This window comes from Maridesulfovibrio ferrireducens, assembly GCF_900101105.1.
Classification (GTDB): domain Bacteria; phylum Desulfobacterota; class Desulfovibrionia; order Desulfovibrionales; family Desulfovibrionaceae; genus Maridesulfovibrio; species Maridesulfovibrio ferrireducens.
Window position 1 is genome coordinate 17,824 of record NZ_FNGA01000006.1, and the last position, 17,251, is coordinate 35,074.

At 39.9% G+C, this 17,251-nt stretch carries 14 protein-coding genes, 1 tRNA gene and 1 other RNA gene; 7 read left to right on the forward strand and 9 right to left on the reverse strand.

The genetic code is table 11. The features are described 5' to 3' along the window. Positions 1–11 precede the first annotated feature (11 nt). From BLT41_RS16070 to BLT41_RS16090, 5 genes are all read left to right on the forward strand, one after another. Positions 12–875, forward strand: coding sequence for a hypothetical protein (locus BLT41_RS16070; RefSeq protein WP_092163008.1), 864 nt, complete (start codon positions 12–14; stop codon positions 873–875). 85 nt (positions 876–960) lie between these two features. Beyond that, positions 961–3,222, forward strand: coding sequence for an ATP-binding cassette domain-containing protein (locus BLT41_RS16075; RefSeq protein ID WP_092163009.1), 2,262 nt, complete (start codon positions 961–963; stop codon positions 3,220–3,222). A gap of 2 nt (positions 3,223–3,224) precedes the next feature. Next, positions 3,225–4,520, forward strand: a complete 1,296-nt coding sequence (locus BLT41_RS16080; protein ID WP_092163010.1) for an HlyD family type I secretion periplasmic adaptor subunit — start codon at positions 3,225–3,227, stop codon at positions 4,518–4,520. A gap of 28 nt (positions 4,521–4,548) precedes the next feature. Continuing rightward, the gene (locus tag BLT41_RS16085) at positions 4,549–6,558 is read left to right on the forward strand and encodes an HD domain-containing phosphohydrolase (RefSeq protein WP_092163011.1); all 2,010 of its coding nucleotides are present in this window, start codon (positions 4,549–4,551) and stop codon (positions 6,556–6,558) included. 295 nt (positions 6,559–6,853) lie between these two features. Continuing rightward, entirely contained in the window at positions 6,854–7,372 is a 519-nt protein-coding gene (locus BLT41_RS16090) for a hypothetical protein (RefSeq protein ID WP_092163012.1), read from the forward strand. 159 nt (positions 7,373–7,531) lie between these two features. Here the strand turns inward: BLT41_RS16090 and BLT41_RS17720 are convergent, their stop codons facing one another. After that, positions 7,532–7,789 (reverse strand): hypothetical protein, encoded by a 258-nt coding sequence (locus BLT41_RS17720; RefSeq protein ID WP_092163023.1) that lies wholly within the window; start codon positions 7,787–7,789, stop codon positions 7,532–7,534. Positions 7,790–8,406: 617 nt separating this feature from the next. On the opposite strand from BLT41_RS17720, the gene BLT41_RS16100 reads away from it, so the two are divergent. Both BLT41_RS16100 and BLT41_RS17340 read left to right on the forward strand, forming a co-directional pair. After that, entirely contained in the window at positions 8,407–11,688 is a 3,282-nt protein-coding gene (locus BLT41_RS16100) for a metallophosphoesterase (protein WP_092163024.1), read from the forward strand. A gap of 535 nt (positions 11,689–12,223) precedes the next feature. Next, the gene (locus tag BLT41_RS17340; RefSeq protein WP_139167364.1) at positions 12,224–12,418 is read left to right on the forward strand and encodes a hypothetical protein; all 195 of its coding nucleotides are present in this window, start codon (positions 12,224–12,226) and stop codon (positions 12,416–12,418) included. Positions 12,419–12,438: 20 nt separating this feature from the next. Here BLT41_RS17340 and BLT41_RS16105 read toward each other — a convergent pair whose 3' ends face one another. From BLT41_RS16105 to ffs, 8 genes are all read right to left on the reverse strand, one after another. Beyond that, positions 12,439–12,750 (reverse strand): HigA family addiction module antitoxin, encoded by a 312-nt coding sequence (locus BLT41_RS16105; RefSeq protein WP_092163025.1) that lies wholly within the window; start codon positions 12,748–12,750, stop codon positions 12,439–12,441. A 12-nt stretch (positions 12,751–12,762) separates the two neighbouring features. Then, positions 12,763–13,041 carry a type II toxin-antitoxin system RelE/ParE family toxin gene (locus BLT41_RS16110; RefSeq protein ID WP_092163026.1) on the reverse strand — a complete coding sequence of 93 codons (279 nt, stop codon included), beginning with the start codon at positions 13,039–13,041 and terminating at the stop codon, positions 12,763–12,765. Between the two features lie 38 nt (positions 13,042–13,079). Continuing rightward, the gene (locus tag BLT41_RS16115) at positions 13,080–14,300 is read right to left on the reverse strand and encodes a tyrosine-type recombinase/integrase (protein ID WP_092163027.1); all 1,221 of its coding nucleotides are present in this window, start codon (positions 14,298–14,300) and stop codon (positions 13,080–13,082) included. 187 nt (positions 14,301–14,487) lie between these two features. Then, positions 14,488–14,564, reverse strand: a tRNA-Arg gene (locus tag BLT41_RS16120). A gap of 73 nt (positions 14,565–14,637) precedes the next feature. Continuing rightward, complete coding sequence (locus BLT41_RS16125; protein WP_092163028.1) at positions 14,638–15,042, reverse strand: MauE/DoxX family redox-associated membrane protein; 405 nt, start codon at positions 15,040–15,042, stop codon at positions 14,638–14,640. Then, positions 15,043–15,498: a rhodanese-like domain-containing protein gene (locus BLT41_RS16130; RefSeq protein WP_092163029.1), complete on the reverse strand. Its 456-nt coding sequence runs from the start codon at positions 15,496–15,498 to the stop codon at positions 15,043–15,045. Between the two features lie 21 nt (positions 15,499–15,519). Beyond that, positions 15,520–16,797: an OFA family MFS transporter gene (locus tag BLT41_RS16135; RefSeq protein WP_092163030.1), complete on the reverse strand. Its 1,278-nt coding sequence runs from the start codon at positions 16,795–16,797 to the stop codon at positions 15,520–15,522. Positions 16,798–17,000: 203 nt separating this feature from the next. Continuing rightward, positions 17,001–17,098, reverse strand: an RNA gene (gene ffs / locus BLT41_RS16140) — signal recognition particle sRNA small type. Between the last annotated feature and the right edge of the window lie 153 nt (positions 17,099–17,251).

Below are 17,251 nucleotides of genomic sequence, written 5' to 3' on the forward strand. Positions count from 1 at the left end.
AATGAAATTATATGTCCGCTGATAACGGGCCTCCGTGGCCTGGATTTGTTGATGCTCTATCAACAGTTTTAATGATGATGGTATTCTTTACCTTGCTCATGGTCTTAGTCGTCGGGACTTTGTCGTATATTGTTGCGTTAAAAGAAGTCACCCCGAATGCTTCGGCCTCAACAGAACAGGTTGAGACAATGGTCGCCGCCTCTCAAGATCTTGCATCTCCTGAAAGTTCTTCAGCTATGACAGCCCTGCAAGATACATTGAATGAGGCTGTTGTATTGAAAAAAGAAGACCTCATGCCCACCCCGGCTCAACCGGAAGTTACTATTGAACAAATTGAGCAGGAAAAAGCAGTTCTTCAAGCACGCCTTGTCAAAGCTGAAGCTGCCGCAAAAAAGGTAAGACAGGTTGTAAATGATCCGGTAACAGAAAAGAAACTGCAACAAGCCTTAGCTAGAATTGCAGTACTCGAATCCTCCAGCGGAGGAATAGAACGCGAAATAGACGCAGAAGAAACGCCTCAGAACACACCATTCGTGACGAAACTGGTAAAAGGTATAGATAGTAAAAACCGTATTATTATCCTATACAACCAGCTCACAAGTACTCTTGAAGATTCAACCAGAACAGAATTACTGTCATGGATTGCGAAAAACAAAGCAGCCATTATGCAAAAAGGATTACAGTTAACTGCAACTCTCAACCACAATGGTGTTTCTTCCAGCATGTCTAACTCAGTCTCATATAAAAGACTCTACGGGCTGATAAAGGTTGTTAATCAGGACGGAAAAATCCCGAAAGCTAAAATCACATTCAGAGCATTAGGTGATGGAGTCCCCGGAACTAATCAGGTGGTTATTAATTTAGGTAAAAAATAAAAATTACCTGTAATTAAAGCGCGATAACCTAATACAATATGTTAAGCTCCAATCTCATTATGTTTTTATTTAAAGGACAGTATTATTGACTTCTTCAAATGATCAAAACAGCTCTTCTGAACAAACTCAAAACGAGGATTGTATAACTGTTAACTCCGGTTCAGTCGGTGTTGCTACTTCTAAAGAAGCAACCAACTGTTCCCTTGTGAGTACGAAAATAAAAAATGACAGTGATAGCGCGGAAGAGGATGAAGATCTCGGAATTTTCGAGAATGATGAAGAAGAAGAAATAGAAGAACTCGGAACGACCATTGCTTCATGTTTGAAGAAAGTTGCAGACAAATTCGGTATAGTGGCAACGGAACAGTCCCTACAGATGGGAAACACTTCTTCACTCAATGAGTATCTGCGATTGCAAGCAGAAAACATGGGACTTGACACCACATTCACTCCACTTCCTCCAAAACTGACCAAAGAAGATATCCCTGCGATTGTTCAATACCCCGATGGAAGTTTTGCCGTAATTGAAAAAAAAATAGGTAAACAACTTTCAATATGGAGTGGTAAAAATGAAACAATTAGAAATAATAAAGAAGACTTATGCCATTTTAACGATTGGACTTGCTCTTTCGATATAATATTCGAAACGGACAGAGTTTCATTCCTGAGCCTATCTTGGTTTATCGGACAGGTCGTGAAAATGTGGCCTTTGTATTCTCAAGTAATTCTGGCAACAGTTCTTATTCATTGTTTTACTTTGGTTGTCCCGTTATTAATGGGAATTTTTTATGACCGAATTCTCCCCAACCTCGCAGAAAACTCTTTGCGGGTTCTTATAACAGGCGCAATTTTCGTTTTATTTTTTGATTACATCTTGAAAAATATCCGCACATCATTAGTGGAAAAAGCGGCCTTACGGGTTGAACGGGAAGCAGAGCCATACTTATTGGCCCAGATACTCGACACCGTTCATGCTAAGCTTCCATCATCATCAGGCCACCTTACTCACTCTGTTCAAGAATTTTCTCGCATAAAATCTCTTTTCACAACTCAGCTTGTTGTTGGATCTATTGACTTTTTCTTCTTATTCTTTTTCCTTTTCGTTATCTATCTGAACAGCGGAATGCTTTTTATCGTACCAGCATTAATATCCTTTCTGGTTCTTCTTGTTTCTATTGTTTACGGTTTCTTCATTGACAATAATGTCTCGGCACAAAGCAAACTGCAATCGCGTAAAAGCTCCTTCTTGAATGAAGTGTTTCAAGGCATCGAATCAATTAAGACCACAAATGCGGCCCGCCTCTTTATTTCACGCTGGACTACCGAAGTAGAAAAATCAGGTGAAATGAGTTCCAAATACCGCATTGCTCAAGCTCGATGTTCCATGACTACAGGCTTTTTGGGTCAACTTAACTCTGCGGGATTACTGATAGTTGCCTTTTTTCTGATTAGCGACGGATCAATGACAAGCGGAGCTCTTCTTGCCACGATGGTACTTTCAGGCCGCTGTATTGCTGCATCTGCCAGCATGTCAAACTTGATAACATCCTACCTTTTCGCCAGAAGATCCTACAAAGATTTAAAAGAATTACTCAGCCTCGAAAAAGAAACCACTGAAGTAAAACAATATAAAGTTCAACAAGTTCATGGTGCTATAAGCTTTGACGGTGTCTCGTTTCGCTACTTTCCAGAATCTCCGTTTGTTTTAGAAAATGTTTCATTTAAAACAAAAGCGGGCGAGAAAATAGGTATCATCGGGCCTATGGGAAGCGGAAAAACAACTCTTTTGAAATTGATTGCCGGACTTGCCACTCCTACAGAGGGAGTAATCCTTCTGGATGACCACAACATGGCTTATTTAAATATCGAAAAAGTACGCGAGCATATGGGAGTTGTTCCGCAATCTCCGGTTCTTTTTTATGGAACATTAGAATTTAATCTTTTGATGGGGGCCCGCACTGTTACCCAAGAGACTTTACAGAATGCGCTGGCTATTTCCGGCATTGAAAAATTTGTATCAAAACATCCACTCGGGCTAAAAATGCAAATACTTGAAGGCGGTAAAAACCTATCCAGAGGACAGCGGCAAGCTGTAGCAATAGCCAGGGCTCTCATTGGCAATCCTCCCTTAATGTTGCTGGATGAACCGACCAGTTCGATGGATTCCACACAGGAAAAGATTTTCATTCAACGCATGAAAAACACCATGGCCGATAAAACACTTTTTATAGTGACACACAGACCGCATATTTTACAAATTGTGGACAGAATCTTAGTGATTGATCAGGGAAAAATTGTCGCGGATGACACCAGAGCACGCATAATTTCTAAATTATCCAACCAATAGATATGAAACGTAATTCATGGAAATATAACCTTTTTTGGTCTCTTGAAAGAAGTATGGGCAACCTTGTTGTCCTCATTCTTATTCTTATATTTGTGATTTCTTTTTTGGTTTGGGCTAATTTTAACCAAATTGAAAAAACGGTTCGCGCACAGGGAGTCGTTGAAACCAACCTGACGGATAAGATTGTAGGTCATTTTGAAGGTGGAATCGTTGAAAATGTATTTGTTCGGGAAGGTGACAAGGTTAAAAAGGGGCAAAAGCTGCTTACTATCGCCAACTTAAACATTACCAAAGAAAGAAATAAATCTTTGATTAAGCTTAAACTTTTAAAAGCTAAGCTGGGTCGCCTTTCAGCAGAAATAGGCAATACAACTGCCGACCTTCAAAAGGATTCAATGGATTCCGAAGAACTTGGAGAATTACAATTCGCACGCTACAGACAGGATTCTTTAGACGAAAAAATCAACATATTAAAAACACAAATACAACAGACTCAAGCCGCCATCGCTGCCAGTGAAAATCACATGGAGAACATGCTTGATGAAGAATCCGTTTTGAAACAGCAATATGACATGTTGGAACCAATGGTAAAAAAAGGGATCGGCTCAAGACAGCTTCTTTTACAGCGAAAAGCAGAGCTTGCTAAAATCACTACAAGTATAGCTGAAATTTTCAGCAAACGTGAAGAATATTCTTTGGAAATTACGGAGCTTAAACAACGAATAAAAGGTGAACAGCTTAATTTTTATCGTGATATCCGCGAAGAAATGAGCACCGTCAGCTCTGAGATTCAGACTGTAACAGAAGAACTTAATGCGGCTAATGAACAAATAATACGAAGTATAATAAGATCTCCTATTGAAGGAACCATTTACAAACTCAGCGCAAATACCATCGGCGGAATTGTTAGATCCGGTGAGGCCCTTGCTGAAATTGTTCCTTCTGCCGCAACCATTCGCATTGAAGGGAAAATACAGCCTAGCGACCGTACTAAAATTTGGAACGGAATGCTGGCAAAAATAAGACCTTCGTCATATGAATTTTCAAATGACACTATGCTTCATGCAAAAATTGTTAATATCTCTGCAAAAACATATTTCGATGACCTGACTAGAGCATGGTATTACCGTGTGATATTTGACACTGTTGGAGATGACATAAACAAGACAAAGAATTTTTTGCCCGGAATGATTGTTGAGGTCAATATTCTTTCCGGGGAAGAAAGCGTGCTGGAATATCTCCTCTCGCCCATCACCCGCGGGATGCGTGGCGCTCTTTCCGAACACAATACGCGATAGTTAATTTACGAAAAATTAGGTACTTCTAATGGCAAATAAAATATTAAATGTATTGAATAAGATTAAAAAACTTTTTAACAGAAAAAAAGTTGCCCTCCTGTTTGCTCTGCTTTTCATTGCAGCCGGAACAATTTACTTCGTTTCAATCTTTTTGGAAAAACAAGAAAATATTTTAATCAATGACTTAGAAAAATACCAATCGGTAGTGCTTAATAGTGAAACTGAATCACTCTCTTCACAACTGGTTAAATTTGTTGTTCAGGGAAGAAATCTTGCTAAAGCCAGAATTTTCAGACTTTCCCTTGAAGGTTTAGCCAGTACAAAAGAAGAAAAAGTTCAAAAAGCTCAAGAAGATTTTGATAACTTTATCAAAGTATCCGGTTTTACAGCCGGACATCTTTTTAATTTGGACGGCAAATTATTTGCAACGACTGAAGGAAGGCTCGAAGGTTCAGAAATTTCATATCAGAAGTCAATCCAGCACGTATTAAAAAACCGCGTTCCTATTTTTTCCAGACTACGCCCGTCATATGGTCAGTTGGTCTCAGAACTTTTCCTTCCTATCTTTCCCGCCAAAGCGCTTTCGGATTCTGTTGCTCCCATAAAGGTACTTGTACTGACCGTTCCCATGACTGAAATTCTTCGCAGCTTTTTAGCCACCGATCAAAGACTGAACTATGGAAGTACGATTCATATTATTCAAGAAGACGAAAATAAATTTCAGGAAGTTTCTTTCAGCTACCCGGACAACCTCAAATTGCAATCTGTAGGGGTCTCTTTAAAGGGTGTTTCTGGAATACAATTTGGAGTACGCTCAGATTTATATAAAGCAAAACAAGTCTATTCCTCTGCTATAAGCATCCCGACAATTCATTGGTGGGTTATGGTGGAAACCGATGCAGATCAAATTTACGCTCAATTAAATAAGAACAAGGAACTTGCTGAAACAATAGCGATGATTGCTTTTGCAGCTATAGCTTTCCTTCTCCTGACCATCAGCTTACTATTCTCGCGCAAAAAATATCTTAACCGAAGTCAGGAACTCAATTCAGAGCTTATCCCGACAAAAATGCGTAAAGACATGCTGGAAAAAATTTGCAAAACTTTGCCGATTCCACTCTGTTTAAAAGACAACACAACAGAATCATATGTCTTCGTGAACAAAGCTTTTGCCGATTTAACCGGAACTAATTTTAACAATGCACTAGGCTCAACAGACCAAAGAACTTTCCTTAACTCTGAGACAAAAACATTAACGCATATCGGCCAAATGACTAATATGTCAGAAAATATCTATACTCAAGAAATGACCTTAGATAGAGGGTCTGAACAAACACATCTTCAAGTATCTGGAATACCGTATAAACAAAAAGTTGAAAACGACTCAATACTAAGAATATTTAGAGATATATCAGAAGAAAAAGTCATCAACACACAAAATGTTGAAATGCGCCAGCAGATTATTGATGCCTTGGTCCGGGCGGTAGAAAGCGTACCTTTCCTCGACGGTCACACCGCTCTCATGCGTCTCTTATCCGTAGAAATTGCCGAAACCCTGCTTTTAAGCAATGCAGACTGTGCAACTGTTGAAGCATCAGCTATATTATCTCAGGTCGGAAAAAGCTTTATTCCCAAAGAAATTATGCAGAAAACGGGTAAGCTTACTCCGGAAGAACTTCTTGAAACACAAAGATATATTGAGCACACTTGTAAGATATTAGAAGGAATCGAATTTTCTCTTCCCATCACACAAACTCTTTGGCAGATGCAGGAAAATATCGACGGTTCAGGATATCCAAACGGACTCAAGGGAACAGAAGTTTCACTCCTCGCAAGAATTCTGGGGGTAACAAACACCTTCAGTGCATTGGTACAGCACCGCTCATACAGAAAGGCTAAAACAGCTCAAGAAGCCGTTGAAGTTCTGCAAAGCATGGCAGATAAAAAATTTGATGGTACAGTAATTCATGCTCTGAATGCTGTTATCAATTCACAACGCGGTAAAAAAATTCTCACTGAAAACAAAATCGAGTTTTAAATTCCAGCAAGTAAAAATTTAATTAAGTACTCTGCATCCGCCCCTCCCTAAAATAATACGAAACCACGCTTTCTAAGCGTGCTCCTTAAACCGTACTCGTCCTACATCGCCACTTGGTTAAAAAAAAGGGTACCCTATTTTTAAGCGAGTGAGACCTACGTAAAGGTTCAACGAGAGTACAGGGAGGTTGACACATTTTTTTATACAGATGATGGTCGCAAGATAAAACTAAAAGACATCGAAGAAACTTTTCTAGAATACTATATCCACAAACGGGCGAAGGAGAATGATAACAATGGCTAAAAAACTAGCAGATAAAATCGAAGAATTTAAAAGAAACCTCACTGTCTTTCTGGAAAAAGAAAAATCCAACAAGACCATTGCGCACTACGAGATAACTCCTTCAGACAACGAAGAATTTCCTTTTAAACTAAAAGCAGGCGACCTTTCTCGTCAATTCTCTTCCAGAGACATTATTGAGTTTCAGAATAAGGAATCTTTACTTGTCGGTGCTATGGTGAGACAGATAGATGAGAGTGACCCAATAACAGGCGAAGTTGTTACAGCTTTCCGAAAAAAGCTCATTGAGGCATTTAATGCTCTAATAAGTTCGGGCCATATTTCCAGATTTAGAATCGATAGAACTCCAATTTCAAAAGACTTTTTTTTTAATATTCATGTTTACCGCGATGATGAAGAGAAAAACTTCCACCCTTCTTTCCAAAGCTACGTTGGACTGCTGGACATTATAACATGGAAAGGAATTGAGGACGAATTTGCAGCCACTTTACAAAGCAATATTCCGTCAGAGTAGACCTAAACTCGCATTACCCTTATCCCGCATTTTCTGCCGCTTAAGACGTTATTCAAATATACCCTGCTGATCTATAAAAACAATTTAAGAAAGAACCCAAAAGGCCCCCTGCACATGGTACAGAGGGCCTATCTTATCGTATGAAAGAAACGTTGCCGACTATACTTCACCCAGAGAGTTAGACGTGGCTTGGATAACAGACCCATTTGTGTTGTAAGTGGGAGCAGCTTTAGTTGCTACAAGCTTGCCCGCAAGGGAAGGATCAGCCATGACCTGCCGCTCCATCTTTGCTTTTTTGATGTTCTTAATATCGTTCGCGTTCGATTCTGCACCGCTTTGCTGCTGCTCCGTCACCTTCTGCTCAGCTGCTTGCTGCTTGGGCAGTACCATCGGTTGACTGATTCCACTGATTTCCATGCAATCCTCCTTGGATCTCTTTTTTATTCTTGTAATTATTATCGGCACATGTTCTGAAAATCTTTAGGAAATACCGCAATTATTCGAATAAACCGCAATCGGACAGAAAAGACACTTGCAATTTCGCCACAAGACCTTTTTTTGCGAAAAGTACGCTCGGGCCGGATGAACCCAAAAAAAGCGAGTAAAGGGAAGCGCACATCACGAAAACCGGAAAGCTAAAGCCTACACTCGGCCCTTAGTTCTGGCCTTCCCGGAAGGCTTTACCGCTTTTGCCTCCGCTTCAGGTGTTGGGTGAATATACGAATGCAGTGGACTATATATTAAAACTAACTTTGATCAGCAAACAACAAAAGCCCACCCTGTTTACACAGGATGGGCTTTTAAAATATGGTGGGCAATGCAAGAGTCGAAATTCCTAGTTAACTAGCTGAAATAAAATCAGAATAAAAAAGTTAACTTTTTTTTACCCACTTTTTTACCCACAAGTAGTCTGAATTCTTCCATACGGTAAATTATTAAATTAGTCCTCAAAAATTCTGAAACATCGCATATAAAATAGGCCTAACAACTTGAACTCAAAAGATAACTGCTATAACACACAAGTTGGAGGAAATATGAAAAACATAAGCTGGTTACACTTTTCTGATTTACATATTGGGTGTCCTAAAAATGAAGGGTCATGGTCATTTATAAAAGCTGACCTTTATCGCGACATTGAACAGGTTTACGATCTTTCTGGAAAAATAGATTTCGTATTATTTTCAGGTGATGTCACCTTTTCAGGGCAAACAGATCAGTTCAAAGCGGCTTCTGATTTTTTATACGAATTATGGGACAAATTCGACAAGCTCGGATCTACTCCACTTTTCTTTTGCGTACCAGGAAACCACGATCTTGTAAGACAAGATCGTCCGTCAGCGGCTGCACGTATGCTTAAAATGTGGGAGGATCAACCTGATGTTCAAAAAGAACTATGGGACGAAGCTTCAGAGTATTACCAGTTTATTAAGAGTTCTTTTGCAAACTACCAGTCTTGGTATGACAATATAAAACTGCCGAAACCTGAGTTGTTCAAGAAGGGTTATCTTCCAGGAGATTTTTCTTCTTCATTTACAGCTAACGGAATTCAAATAGGCATTGCTGGTCTGAACAGTTCTTTTTTGCATTTTGCTGATTTGAAACAGACTGATGGCACAGCACTTAGTAAAAAACAATTAAGTTATGTTACAGATTCAAACCCACATGGTTGGTGTGATAAAAACACTATATCTATGTTGACAACACATCATGGCCCAGATTGGTACACCCAATCTTCGAAAGAAGAATATAGAAGTGAAATATACGTTCCTTCACTGTTTTATGCTCATTTTTATGGTCATATGCATGACCCTGCAGATATTTCTTTTTCAGAAGGAGGTTCTGAAGAAAGACGTATGAGGCAAGGGGTTTCTTTATTTGGGTTGGAGGATACTGCCTCTGGGAAAAGGAGGGTGCATGGGTACTCTTTTTATAATCTTAACATCGACAAAGATAGTATGGTTGAACGTGTAAAACCACGAAATGCACTCAAGCTTCATGATGGCCGATACAAGCTTACTCCAAATCACGAATATGACTTAGATGAAGAAAATACTTTAACCAGAATCTTCAATTTTAATAAAGCTGAAGAGCAAAAAAGTACAAGTGACCCTGAGCCTGATACCTATGATACAATAGTTGATACTCCAATTACAGATGAGTTTAGCAAGGAAACTCTTGATAAAATCGGAAATGACACACCGTCCTTCGATGTACGACATGCGAAAATAAGAATTTCTGAGCTAAAAAAAGCAAGTCAACTTTTGAAACAAACAAATTTTTTATGGATCAAGTGCGACTGGGGAATGGGAAAAGAAGGCTTCTTAGGTGCATTATTAAAAAATGAAATACAAAAAAAGCAAAGAGCTGTCTATCGCATCGACCTTGATGAAGTGTTGGCAATAGACGAAGTCCATAATAGTTCTAAAGAAAGGCTTGGTTTAAATCTAGAGGAGTTTATTGCAAACCTACCTCCAGAAAGCCCTGTTACGTTTATTCTTGATAACATTAGTACAGAATTAATTTCAAACTATGGAGAGGAATTATTTAAAAAAATAGACATTTTAAAAGATGTACATTCAAACTCACAATATATATGTGCGTCGCGATACACCTCCCCTGTATTTATCCGAGACTCTGTCGAAATCTTTCCTCTAAACATTTATGATGTAAAAGAGTATATATCAAGCAATCCTAATATAACCCAAGAGATGCTGACAGAAGAGTATCTCGATGCTATTTCAGATAAGTCTGGAAACATTCCGATACTTATAGACAATATCATTAGAAAACTAAGAGTAGTCTCTCTCAATGAAATATATAGTGATGAACATGAGTTTGATGGCTTAACTGCCGACACTGGTGAGCCTATACCAAAATCTTTAAAATACGCTATCTCAAAGCTTGAAAACTCCAGTGATTCCGTATCACAGCGGTGCTATAAATTACTCAAAGTTCTGTCGTTCCTTCCTTCAGGCGAAAGTCTAAAAACTATTCGGTATACTTTTCAAAGAGCGCCGTTTTATCCTGACTATGCTGTTAAGCTGCAAGATCTTGCATTAATTAATACTACTTCCTCTCCAATATCGCTTAAATTACAAGCAGGTTCATGGCTAGCTGTTATCACCACGCAAGAAAAGATATTAAAAGTTTCCAGACATATTAGAGAATATGTTATTTTAAAAATGTCTAACAAAGAGAAGGAAGATATCGTTAAAAAAATTACGAACATACTTTTCGGCTCAGATTGGCGACAAGGCAAACTAAAAATGGCCAAAAATAAAATTTTAAGTGGGCGTGGAGTTACATCAACTGGTCCAGGAAACGAACATTCATTAATTAAACACGTCTTAAGAAAAGCAACGGACAATAATGATAAGAGAGACATAGATTCTGCCCTTAGAATAGCATCCACATACTGCTCAAAAATATGTAATTCTAACAGATATAGAGATGCTGTTCTTGCAACTAAAGAAATACTCACGATGGTTGAAGGTTTTGAAAATCAATACATTGGAAGTCTTTGCGTAACACACGGTAAGGCTCTTCGGATGCTGAGTAGAAGACAATCAGCAATAGAATATCTTGAGTATTCAATAAAAATAAATTTAATAAAAGACAAAGACGATTTAGTTTCAGCACACCTAAACATTGCTTATGCATACGATACTGAAGGAGATACTGATAACGCTGTAATTGCCTCTAACAAGGTCAAGGAACTGAGTTCAAAAGGGGATTCTTCATACAATCAAGCTGAAAGCATAATCGCTGAAATGAATGATAAAAAAAATGATCTTGTTGATATAGAAAAAAAATCTAGAAATAAAGGCCAGATTATTACGGCAAACAACGTAGCACTAACTCTTGCAGCAGAAGAAGATAATATCGATAAAAAAATTCAATACTATGATTGTGTAATCGATTCGAAAGGAGATACATACAATACGATTAGAGCCGCAGCTCAGAAAGTAAAGCATATGACTAAAAACAACTGTTTAGAAAAAATAGACAATAGAGACAAGCAGATAGTTCGCTTTGGCTATTCGCTTCAGTTTTCTCAAAGAACAACAGGTCTCTTTAACACTTGTCACAATGCTTTATGGGAAATTTTAAAATATGAAAATAAAATCAAAGAATTACTACGAGTGTATAGATTAAGTTCACTTATCTGGAGACTTTCAGAAAAAAGAACAAATGAAGAAGAATGCCTAAATGATTTGATTGCAATAGTTGGTTCAACTGGTTTTAAAGCGATGGCAACTTCTATGGACTATCAGTACTTCACTATTAGAAGTAAGGCTCTTATACAGAGTGATTAATTAATGGGAAAATGAATAAAGATGAAATTGCAGCAAAAATTATCCAAATATATTATAACCATTGCCACCCAATTAATAAGCTTAAAGATCTAAATTTTGATGGTGCTTTTTCCTTTCATATCAAGTCGGATGCGTTTTCTAGATAAAAAGGTGTCATACCCGTCACAAGTGTCACTAACACAATTAAAAGTAAATAATTTCAGAATGATAACAGAGTGACACATAAGGTGACACCAATTTTTAGTCCGTCACTAAGTGTCACCGATAAAAACATTTATAAAATCAGCAACCTACAACAGGAATGACGGATGTGACACTTGTGACACCACATTTAGGGTAGGAACTCATATTGATAAAAGTGCTCTAACATTTCTTCATGGAGTTAAACCTGAAAGAGCATTTTGCAACACCAAATTAGTCGGTGAATCGTGTGAAGTAATAATCTGTAGATGTCCAAGCCAGTTTACCCAATGTTGCACATTTGGGACTGGCGAAGGAGATTCTCTCCCTTCGATCCCACACAAGATTAAGAGTCGTGCAAGCACGGTTTCCTCTGCGAGGTTTTGACTCCATAAAGAATAATGAAGAGAAACACACCGAGTTCATGAACACACGTGTCACTCCATCAGAAAAGAAAATACTCAAGCTTCCGGCTGAACCTGAAAACTTGAGTATGGTAATCATGTGCGCAAGTAGAGCTGAATCATCCACGAGTCAGGAAGACAGATAGGAAAGACAAAAATCACCCAATTACTTACCCAGCTCCGAAATCCCCGGCAACGTGGTCACGTCCAAAAAGACCGACGGGTTCTGTTCAGCTTCCCACAGATCACGCTTGCGCTGAAGGTTGAGCCAAAGATCAGGAGTGGTGTTGAAAGCCCGAGACAATCGTAAGGCCATTACAGGGCTTATACTGGTTTTTTCATGGAGTACTTGAGACAGGTGCTTGCGGCTAACCCCAAGATGAGCAGCAAGAGCCGTTACAGTCAAACTCAGCGGTTCCATGTAATCATACTTTATAATTTCGCCGGGGTGTGTCGGCTTACGGGTTGTGGTATGCATAGTTCCCCCTGCTTAATGGTAATCGTGATAGTTCACTACGTAGGCGTTGCCGTTTTCAAATTTGAAAGTCAGCCGCCAATTTCCGGAAACCTTTACTGAATAATGATTCACAAGATTTCCCTTCAAAGGGTGAAGGCCAAAGCCCGGTGCGTTCATATCCTGAACATCCGAAGCAGAATCCAACCTATCAAGCATGCGTCCCAATTTGGGTGCGTGTTTGGCTTGAATTCCCTTTGTTGTTCCGGTTTTGAAAAAAGCTTCAAGGCCCTTGTGGGTAAATCCTTTAATCATAATGTAACCTCTTAGGTAACACTGGTCAATAGGCCGTGTTAAGCTCTTTTCTTAAATGGGATCACACTACCGCCATCGCGCAGACTATCAATATAGTCCGCAAAGCTCTGCATCATCCGAGTGCGTTCCTCAATATACTGGGCATGGTCGTAAGCTGCGCGGACTTGGTTTGTCTGAACATGAGCCAACTGACGTTCGACCATGTCTGTAGGCCATCCGGTTTCATAAAGCAAAGTCGTGCATGTTCCACGGAAGCCGTGGTAACATAGCTGCTCTTTAGTGTACCCCAAACGCCGTAAAGCCGTATTCAAAGTATTTTCAGAAAGCATATTTGAATTATTCACTACGCTAGGAAAAACATATATTGAAGGTAAGCCAAGCTCTTTCACTTCATTTAAAATGGATAGAACCTGAGATGAAAGAGGAACAATATGCGGTTTACGCATCTTCATTCGTTTACTAGGCACACGCCATTCCCGACGGTCCAAATCAACTTCATCCCACTCCATGCCACGTATTTCAATAGAACGGGTAAAAGTATATAGCCCCACCCGTAACGCCTGCTTAACAATGTAATGTCCTGTATAGTCTTCAATGGCACGTAAAAGCTTCCCGACTTCTTTGGGGTCAGTGAGAGCGGCCCGATGTTTACGAGTCTTAGAAATAGGCGGAAGAGCGTTCTTTACGACATGTGCAGGATCATTTTCCACCTTACCTACAAAAATAGCGTATCTAAACACTTGTGAACATAGTGCAGAAACACGGTGGGCTGTTTCATGTATACCTTTGGCTTCAATGCGTTGCAGAATGGCAAGAATTGTTTTCGGAGTAATCTCTGCAATAGGCATTTGTCCAATAAAGGGGAAAACGTGATTTTCAAGCCGCCCTTGATTGGTACTATGGGTTTTAGGAGTCCACTCAGTGCTGTTTTTATTCAACCATTCGCTGGCTACATTTTTAAATGAATTGTCTTCCGATTCTTCGCTCTTTTTAATTTTCCTATCTTCCCCCGGATCAACTCCCTTTGTCAGAAGAGCTTTTGCATGGGCATGAAGACATCTAGCATCTGCCAATGACAACTCAGGAAACTGACCATATGTGATGTTGTTCTCTTTTCTGGTGACAGGACGCCTGTACCGATAAACAAAGGTTTTGGTCCCACTGGGAAGGATCAATAAGCTTAGTCCATTCCCGTCTGAAATCCGGTAATTTTTGTCTTTAGCTTTGGCAGCCTCAATCTTTTTAATCGTCAATGCCATCTACTTGTCTCCTCTTGTGGGTAATGTGGGTAAACGCGGGCAGCTGTTTTTATATTACCCACATTTTTACCCACATATCAACGTGGACAGAATAGGATTGCATTGAACGACAAAGGACAAGAAAAACAAAAAGCCCCTGAAATTCAGGGGCTTTACGGTCCGTATGGGACTCAAAAAATCTATTATATGGTGGGCAATGCAAGATTCGAACCTGCGACCTTCAGCTCCGGAGGCTGACACTCTATCCAACTGAGCTAATTGCCCTTAACGAACGACAGGTATACATCAGCAACGTTCACTGTCAAGAAAAAACACTTTCATGATTAATATTTTAAACTTAATCCTTTCTAAACCGGAATGACAGAAAAGCGAAAACAAGCAGCACCACGTCCCTGACAATGGTCATTACCATGTCAGATTTAAAACTTCCGTCAGTAGAAAAACAGCCGCAAGCTACATCGATACCCCTGTAAAGATTGGCAGAAAGCACCGCTATAAACAATACAAGCATTGCTGTAATGAGTGCAGTTGCAGTCTCAGTCAGCACCCCGCACACAAGCAACGCTCCGCACACAAATTCCAGCCACGGCAAAAAATAAGCTACAGGCATGACCAATACATCCGGCAATATCTGATAATTCTTAACGATCTCGCCAAAAGCAGCCGGATCGGCAATTTTCCCTACACATGCGACAATAAAAACCAGCCCTAAAATTATACGCGGTAAGGATTTAATAGACATCTAATTGCCCTCCAAATCTCTACCGAGACTGAGCCAGCCGTCAAGTCCATCAGGGTAAACTGCCAGATTACTAAATCCTTTATCCCTCAACTTGCGAGCAACTATATTGCTTTTCCCGCATGAAAGACCATCGCAATATACAACTATCATTTTATCCTTGGGAATACTTGTTATCAAACCATCCAGCTCAATTCCGATAGCCCACGAAGGTACGTTGACCGCTCCCGGAATATGCCCCATCGCGAAATCCGTATCGCTTCGGGCATCGACAAAGACAGCTTCATTGGAATCAAAAAATTTAAGAGTTTCGGCTCCATCGATTTCAATAATTTCTGCCTGCTGCATAGTTATTGGTGGAACAGGTCGTAACGAATTAAAAGACCACGCCAACCCTGCCGAAACAGCACAAACTAAAAATATCTTGAATACAAATACTAATTTTTTTCCGACTTTCATTAAGTATACCTAATATAAAATTTAACTGCGACTTGAATTGCTAACAGGTTCAATTTGATAGTCCTGCTCTGCTGCAAATCGGTGTACAGAACTTTTCAAAAATAAAGTGATAAAAGAACCTGCGAAACACATAAATCCACAAATAGTAAACGCCATAGTAAAGTCACCCAGATCGCCCATAACTCCGCCCAGTGTGGGCCCTATGATCCCGCCCAACCCGAAGGCCAGATTTACAACCGGATAGTTATCACCAACCGAATCCGCACCAAAAAGGTCTGCGGTTAACGTCGGGAAGAGAGCAAAATTTCCTCCGAAGTTAAAACCTATCAGGGTTGCACCGAGATACAAAGTAAATTCACTTCCCGCAAGCGACGGAAACAGCAAAAACCAGCATCCCTGTGTCGCAGCCATCAGCATAACAGATCTTTTTCTGCCGAGCTTGTCACTTGCAGCTCCCCACGAAATCCTGCCCAGTCCGTTTGCAAGGCTGAAAAAAACACCCATCGCGGTTCCGGTAATGACACTGGCAGAAGCACGCTCCACCCCGGAATTCATTAATAACTCCATAGGATAGAGCTTCATAAGCCCTACAGCCATTAACCCCGAAGCAGCTAAAGACGCGTAAGCAGCAAAAATAATATAAAATTCAGGAGTTCTAAGCATCTCCCTACGCGTGAGGCAATTTGTAGCATTAAGAGATTTAATGCCAGCTTCAACCTCAGGAAAAACCATATATCGGCCGCCAATCATAACAAGCAACAGAATGATAATACCATAAACCACAAAAGTGTTGGATAGACCTATATTCTCAAGCAGATGCCCCCATGAATCAGCAAGCTTAACCCACCCCATAACGCCGAAACCGAACCCAGCGACAACAACACCGGTAATCAGCCCCTTGCGATCAGGAAACCAGCGCATAGCTACAACAAGAGGTACCATATACCCTAAACCAATACCAAATCCGGCAAGAATTCCAATAAGCAAAAAAACTGGTAGAAATGAAGTGGTGCCGCTGAGACCGGCAATGAGGTAGCCGGCACTTAAAGTTGAGCCGCCAAAAAGAATAAGCGGACGCGGCCCCCACCTTCTTATTAAAGTTCCGCTAAAGAGCATTGCTACAGCAATACTCACGATTGCGGCAGTAAAAACCAGCTGTGTATGCGTTTTGCTCCAGCCTCCCATATGCAGCACAGGAGTAAAAACCGACCAAGCGTACACTCCACCTAAAGCAAGTTGAACAAGCACGGCTCCGACAACAATCTTCCATCGGCTTTCTCTTGTAATAGATGCACTCATTTCCACCCTCATTCTGTGATGATATTTATGATTATAATAAATGAGAGTGTCACTTACATTGAATAATTAAAGCAACCTTTTTTTAAACAGGAATATATAATATTTTGATGATGAAAAAGATTCTGCCGGACAATTGTTTTGATGGGATGAAATAAAATTCTACTTTTAAAATAAAAAAAGGCGTGTTCATTACGAACACGCCTTTCTTCCAGCGAGACCAGACACCCGGGATAAACCGTTACCGCTGCTTCCTTTCGGACCTGACGGGATTCACAGCGCACCCGCCGTCTGGCCTCTCTGTAAAAGAATTCGTCTCAAGGACGAAGGGAATGTCTATTAACTTGATCTTAAATTGTCAAGTGATATCAACAAAAAGTATCATTTTTATAGCTAATTCACAAAAGAGACTGATTTCATTAAAACAAAGGCTCATCCGATATAAGAATTACCTTTC

Excerpts from the sequence above, each read along its gene's own strand:
- BLT41_RS16105 (WP_092163025.1), bottom strand. The coding sequence starts at position 12,750 with ATGCATACCACAACCCGTAAGCCGACACACCCCGGCGAAATTATAAAG.
- BLT41_RS16125 (WP_092163028.1), bottom strand. The coding sequence starts at position 15,042 with ATGTCTATTAAATCCTTACCGCGTATAATTTTAGGGCTGGTTTTTATT.
- BLT41_RS17720 (WP_092163023.1), bottom strand. The coding sequence starts at position 7,789 with ATGGAAATCAGTGGAATCAGTCAACCGATGGTACTGCCCAAGCAGCAA.
- BLT41_RS16130 (WP_092163029.1), bottom strand. The coding sequence starts at position 15,498 with ATGAAAGTCGGAAAAAAATTAGTATTTGTATTCAAGATATTTTTAGTT.
- BLT41_RS16070 (WP_092163008.1), top strand. The coding sequence starts at position 12 with ATGTCCGCTGATAACGGGCCTCCGTGGCCTGGATTTGTTGATGCTCTA.
- BLT41_RS16080 (WP_092163010.1), top strand. The coding sequence starts at position 3,225 with ATGAAACGTAATTCATGGAAATATAACCTTTTTTGGTCTCTTGAAAGA.
- BLT41_RS16100 (WP_092163024.1), top strand. The coding sequence starts at position 8,407 with ATGAAAAACATAAGCTGGTTACACTTTTCTGATTTACATATTGGGTGT.
- BLT41_RS16110 (WP_092163026.1), bottom strand. The coding sequence starts at position 13,041 with ATGATTAAAGGATTTACCCACAAGGGCCTTGAAGCTTTTTTCAAAACC.
- BLT41_RS16135 (WP_092163030.1), bottom strand. The coding sequence starts at position 16,797 with ATGAGTGCATCTATTACAAGAGAAAGCCGATGGAAGATTGTTGTCGGA.
- BLT41_RS16115 (WP_092163027.1), bottom strand. The coding sequence starts at position 14,300 with ATGGCATTGACGATTAAAAAGATTGAGGCTGCCAAAGCTAAAGACAAA.
- BLT41_RS16085 (WP_092163011.1), top strand. The coding sequence starts at position 4,549 with ATGGCAAATAAAATATTAAATGTATTGAATAAGATTAAAAAACTTTTT.
- BLT41_RS16090 (WP_092163012.1), top strand. The coding sequence starts at position 6,854 with ATGGCTAAAAAACTAGCAGATAAAATCGAAGAATTTAAAAGAAACCTC.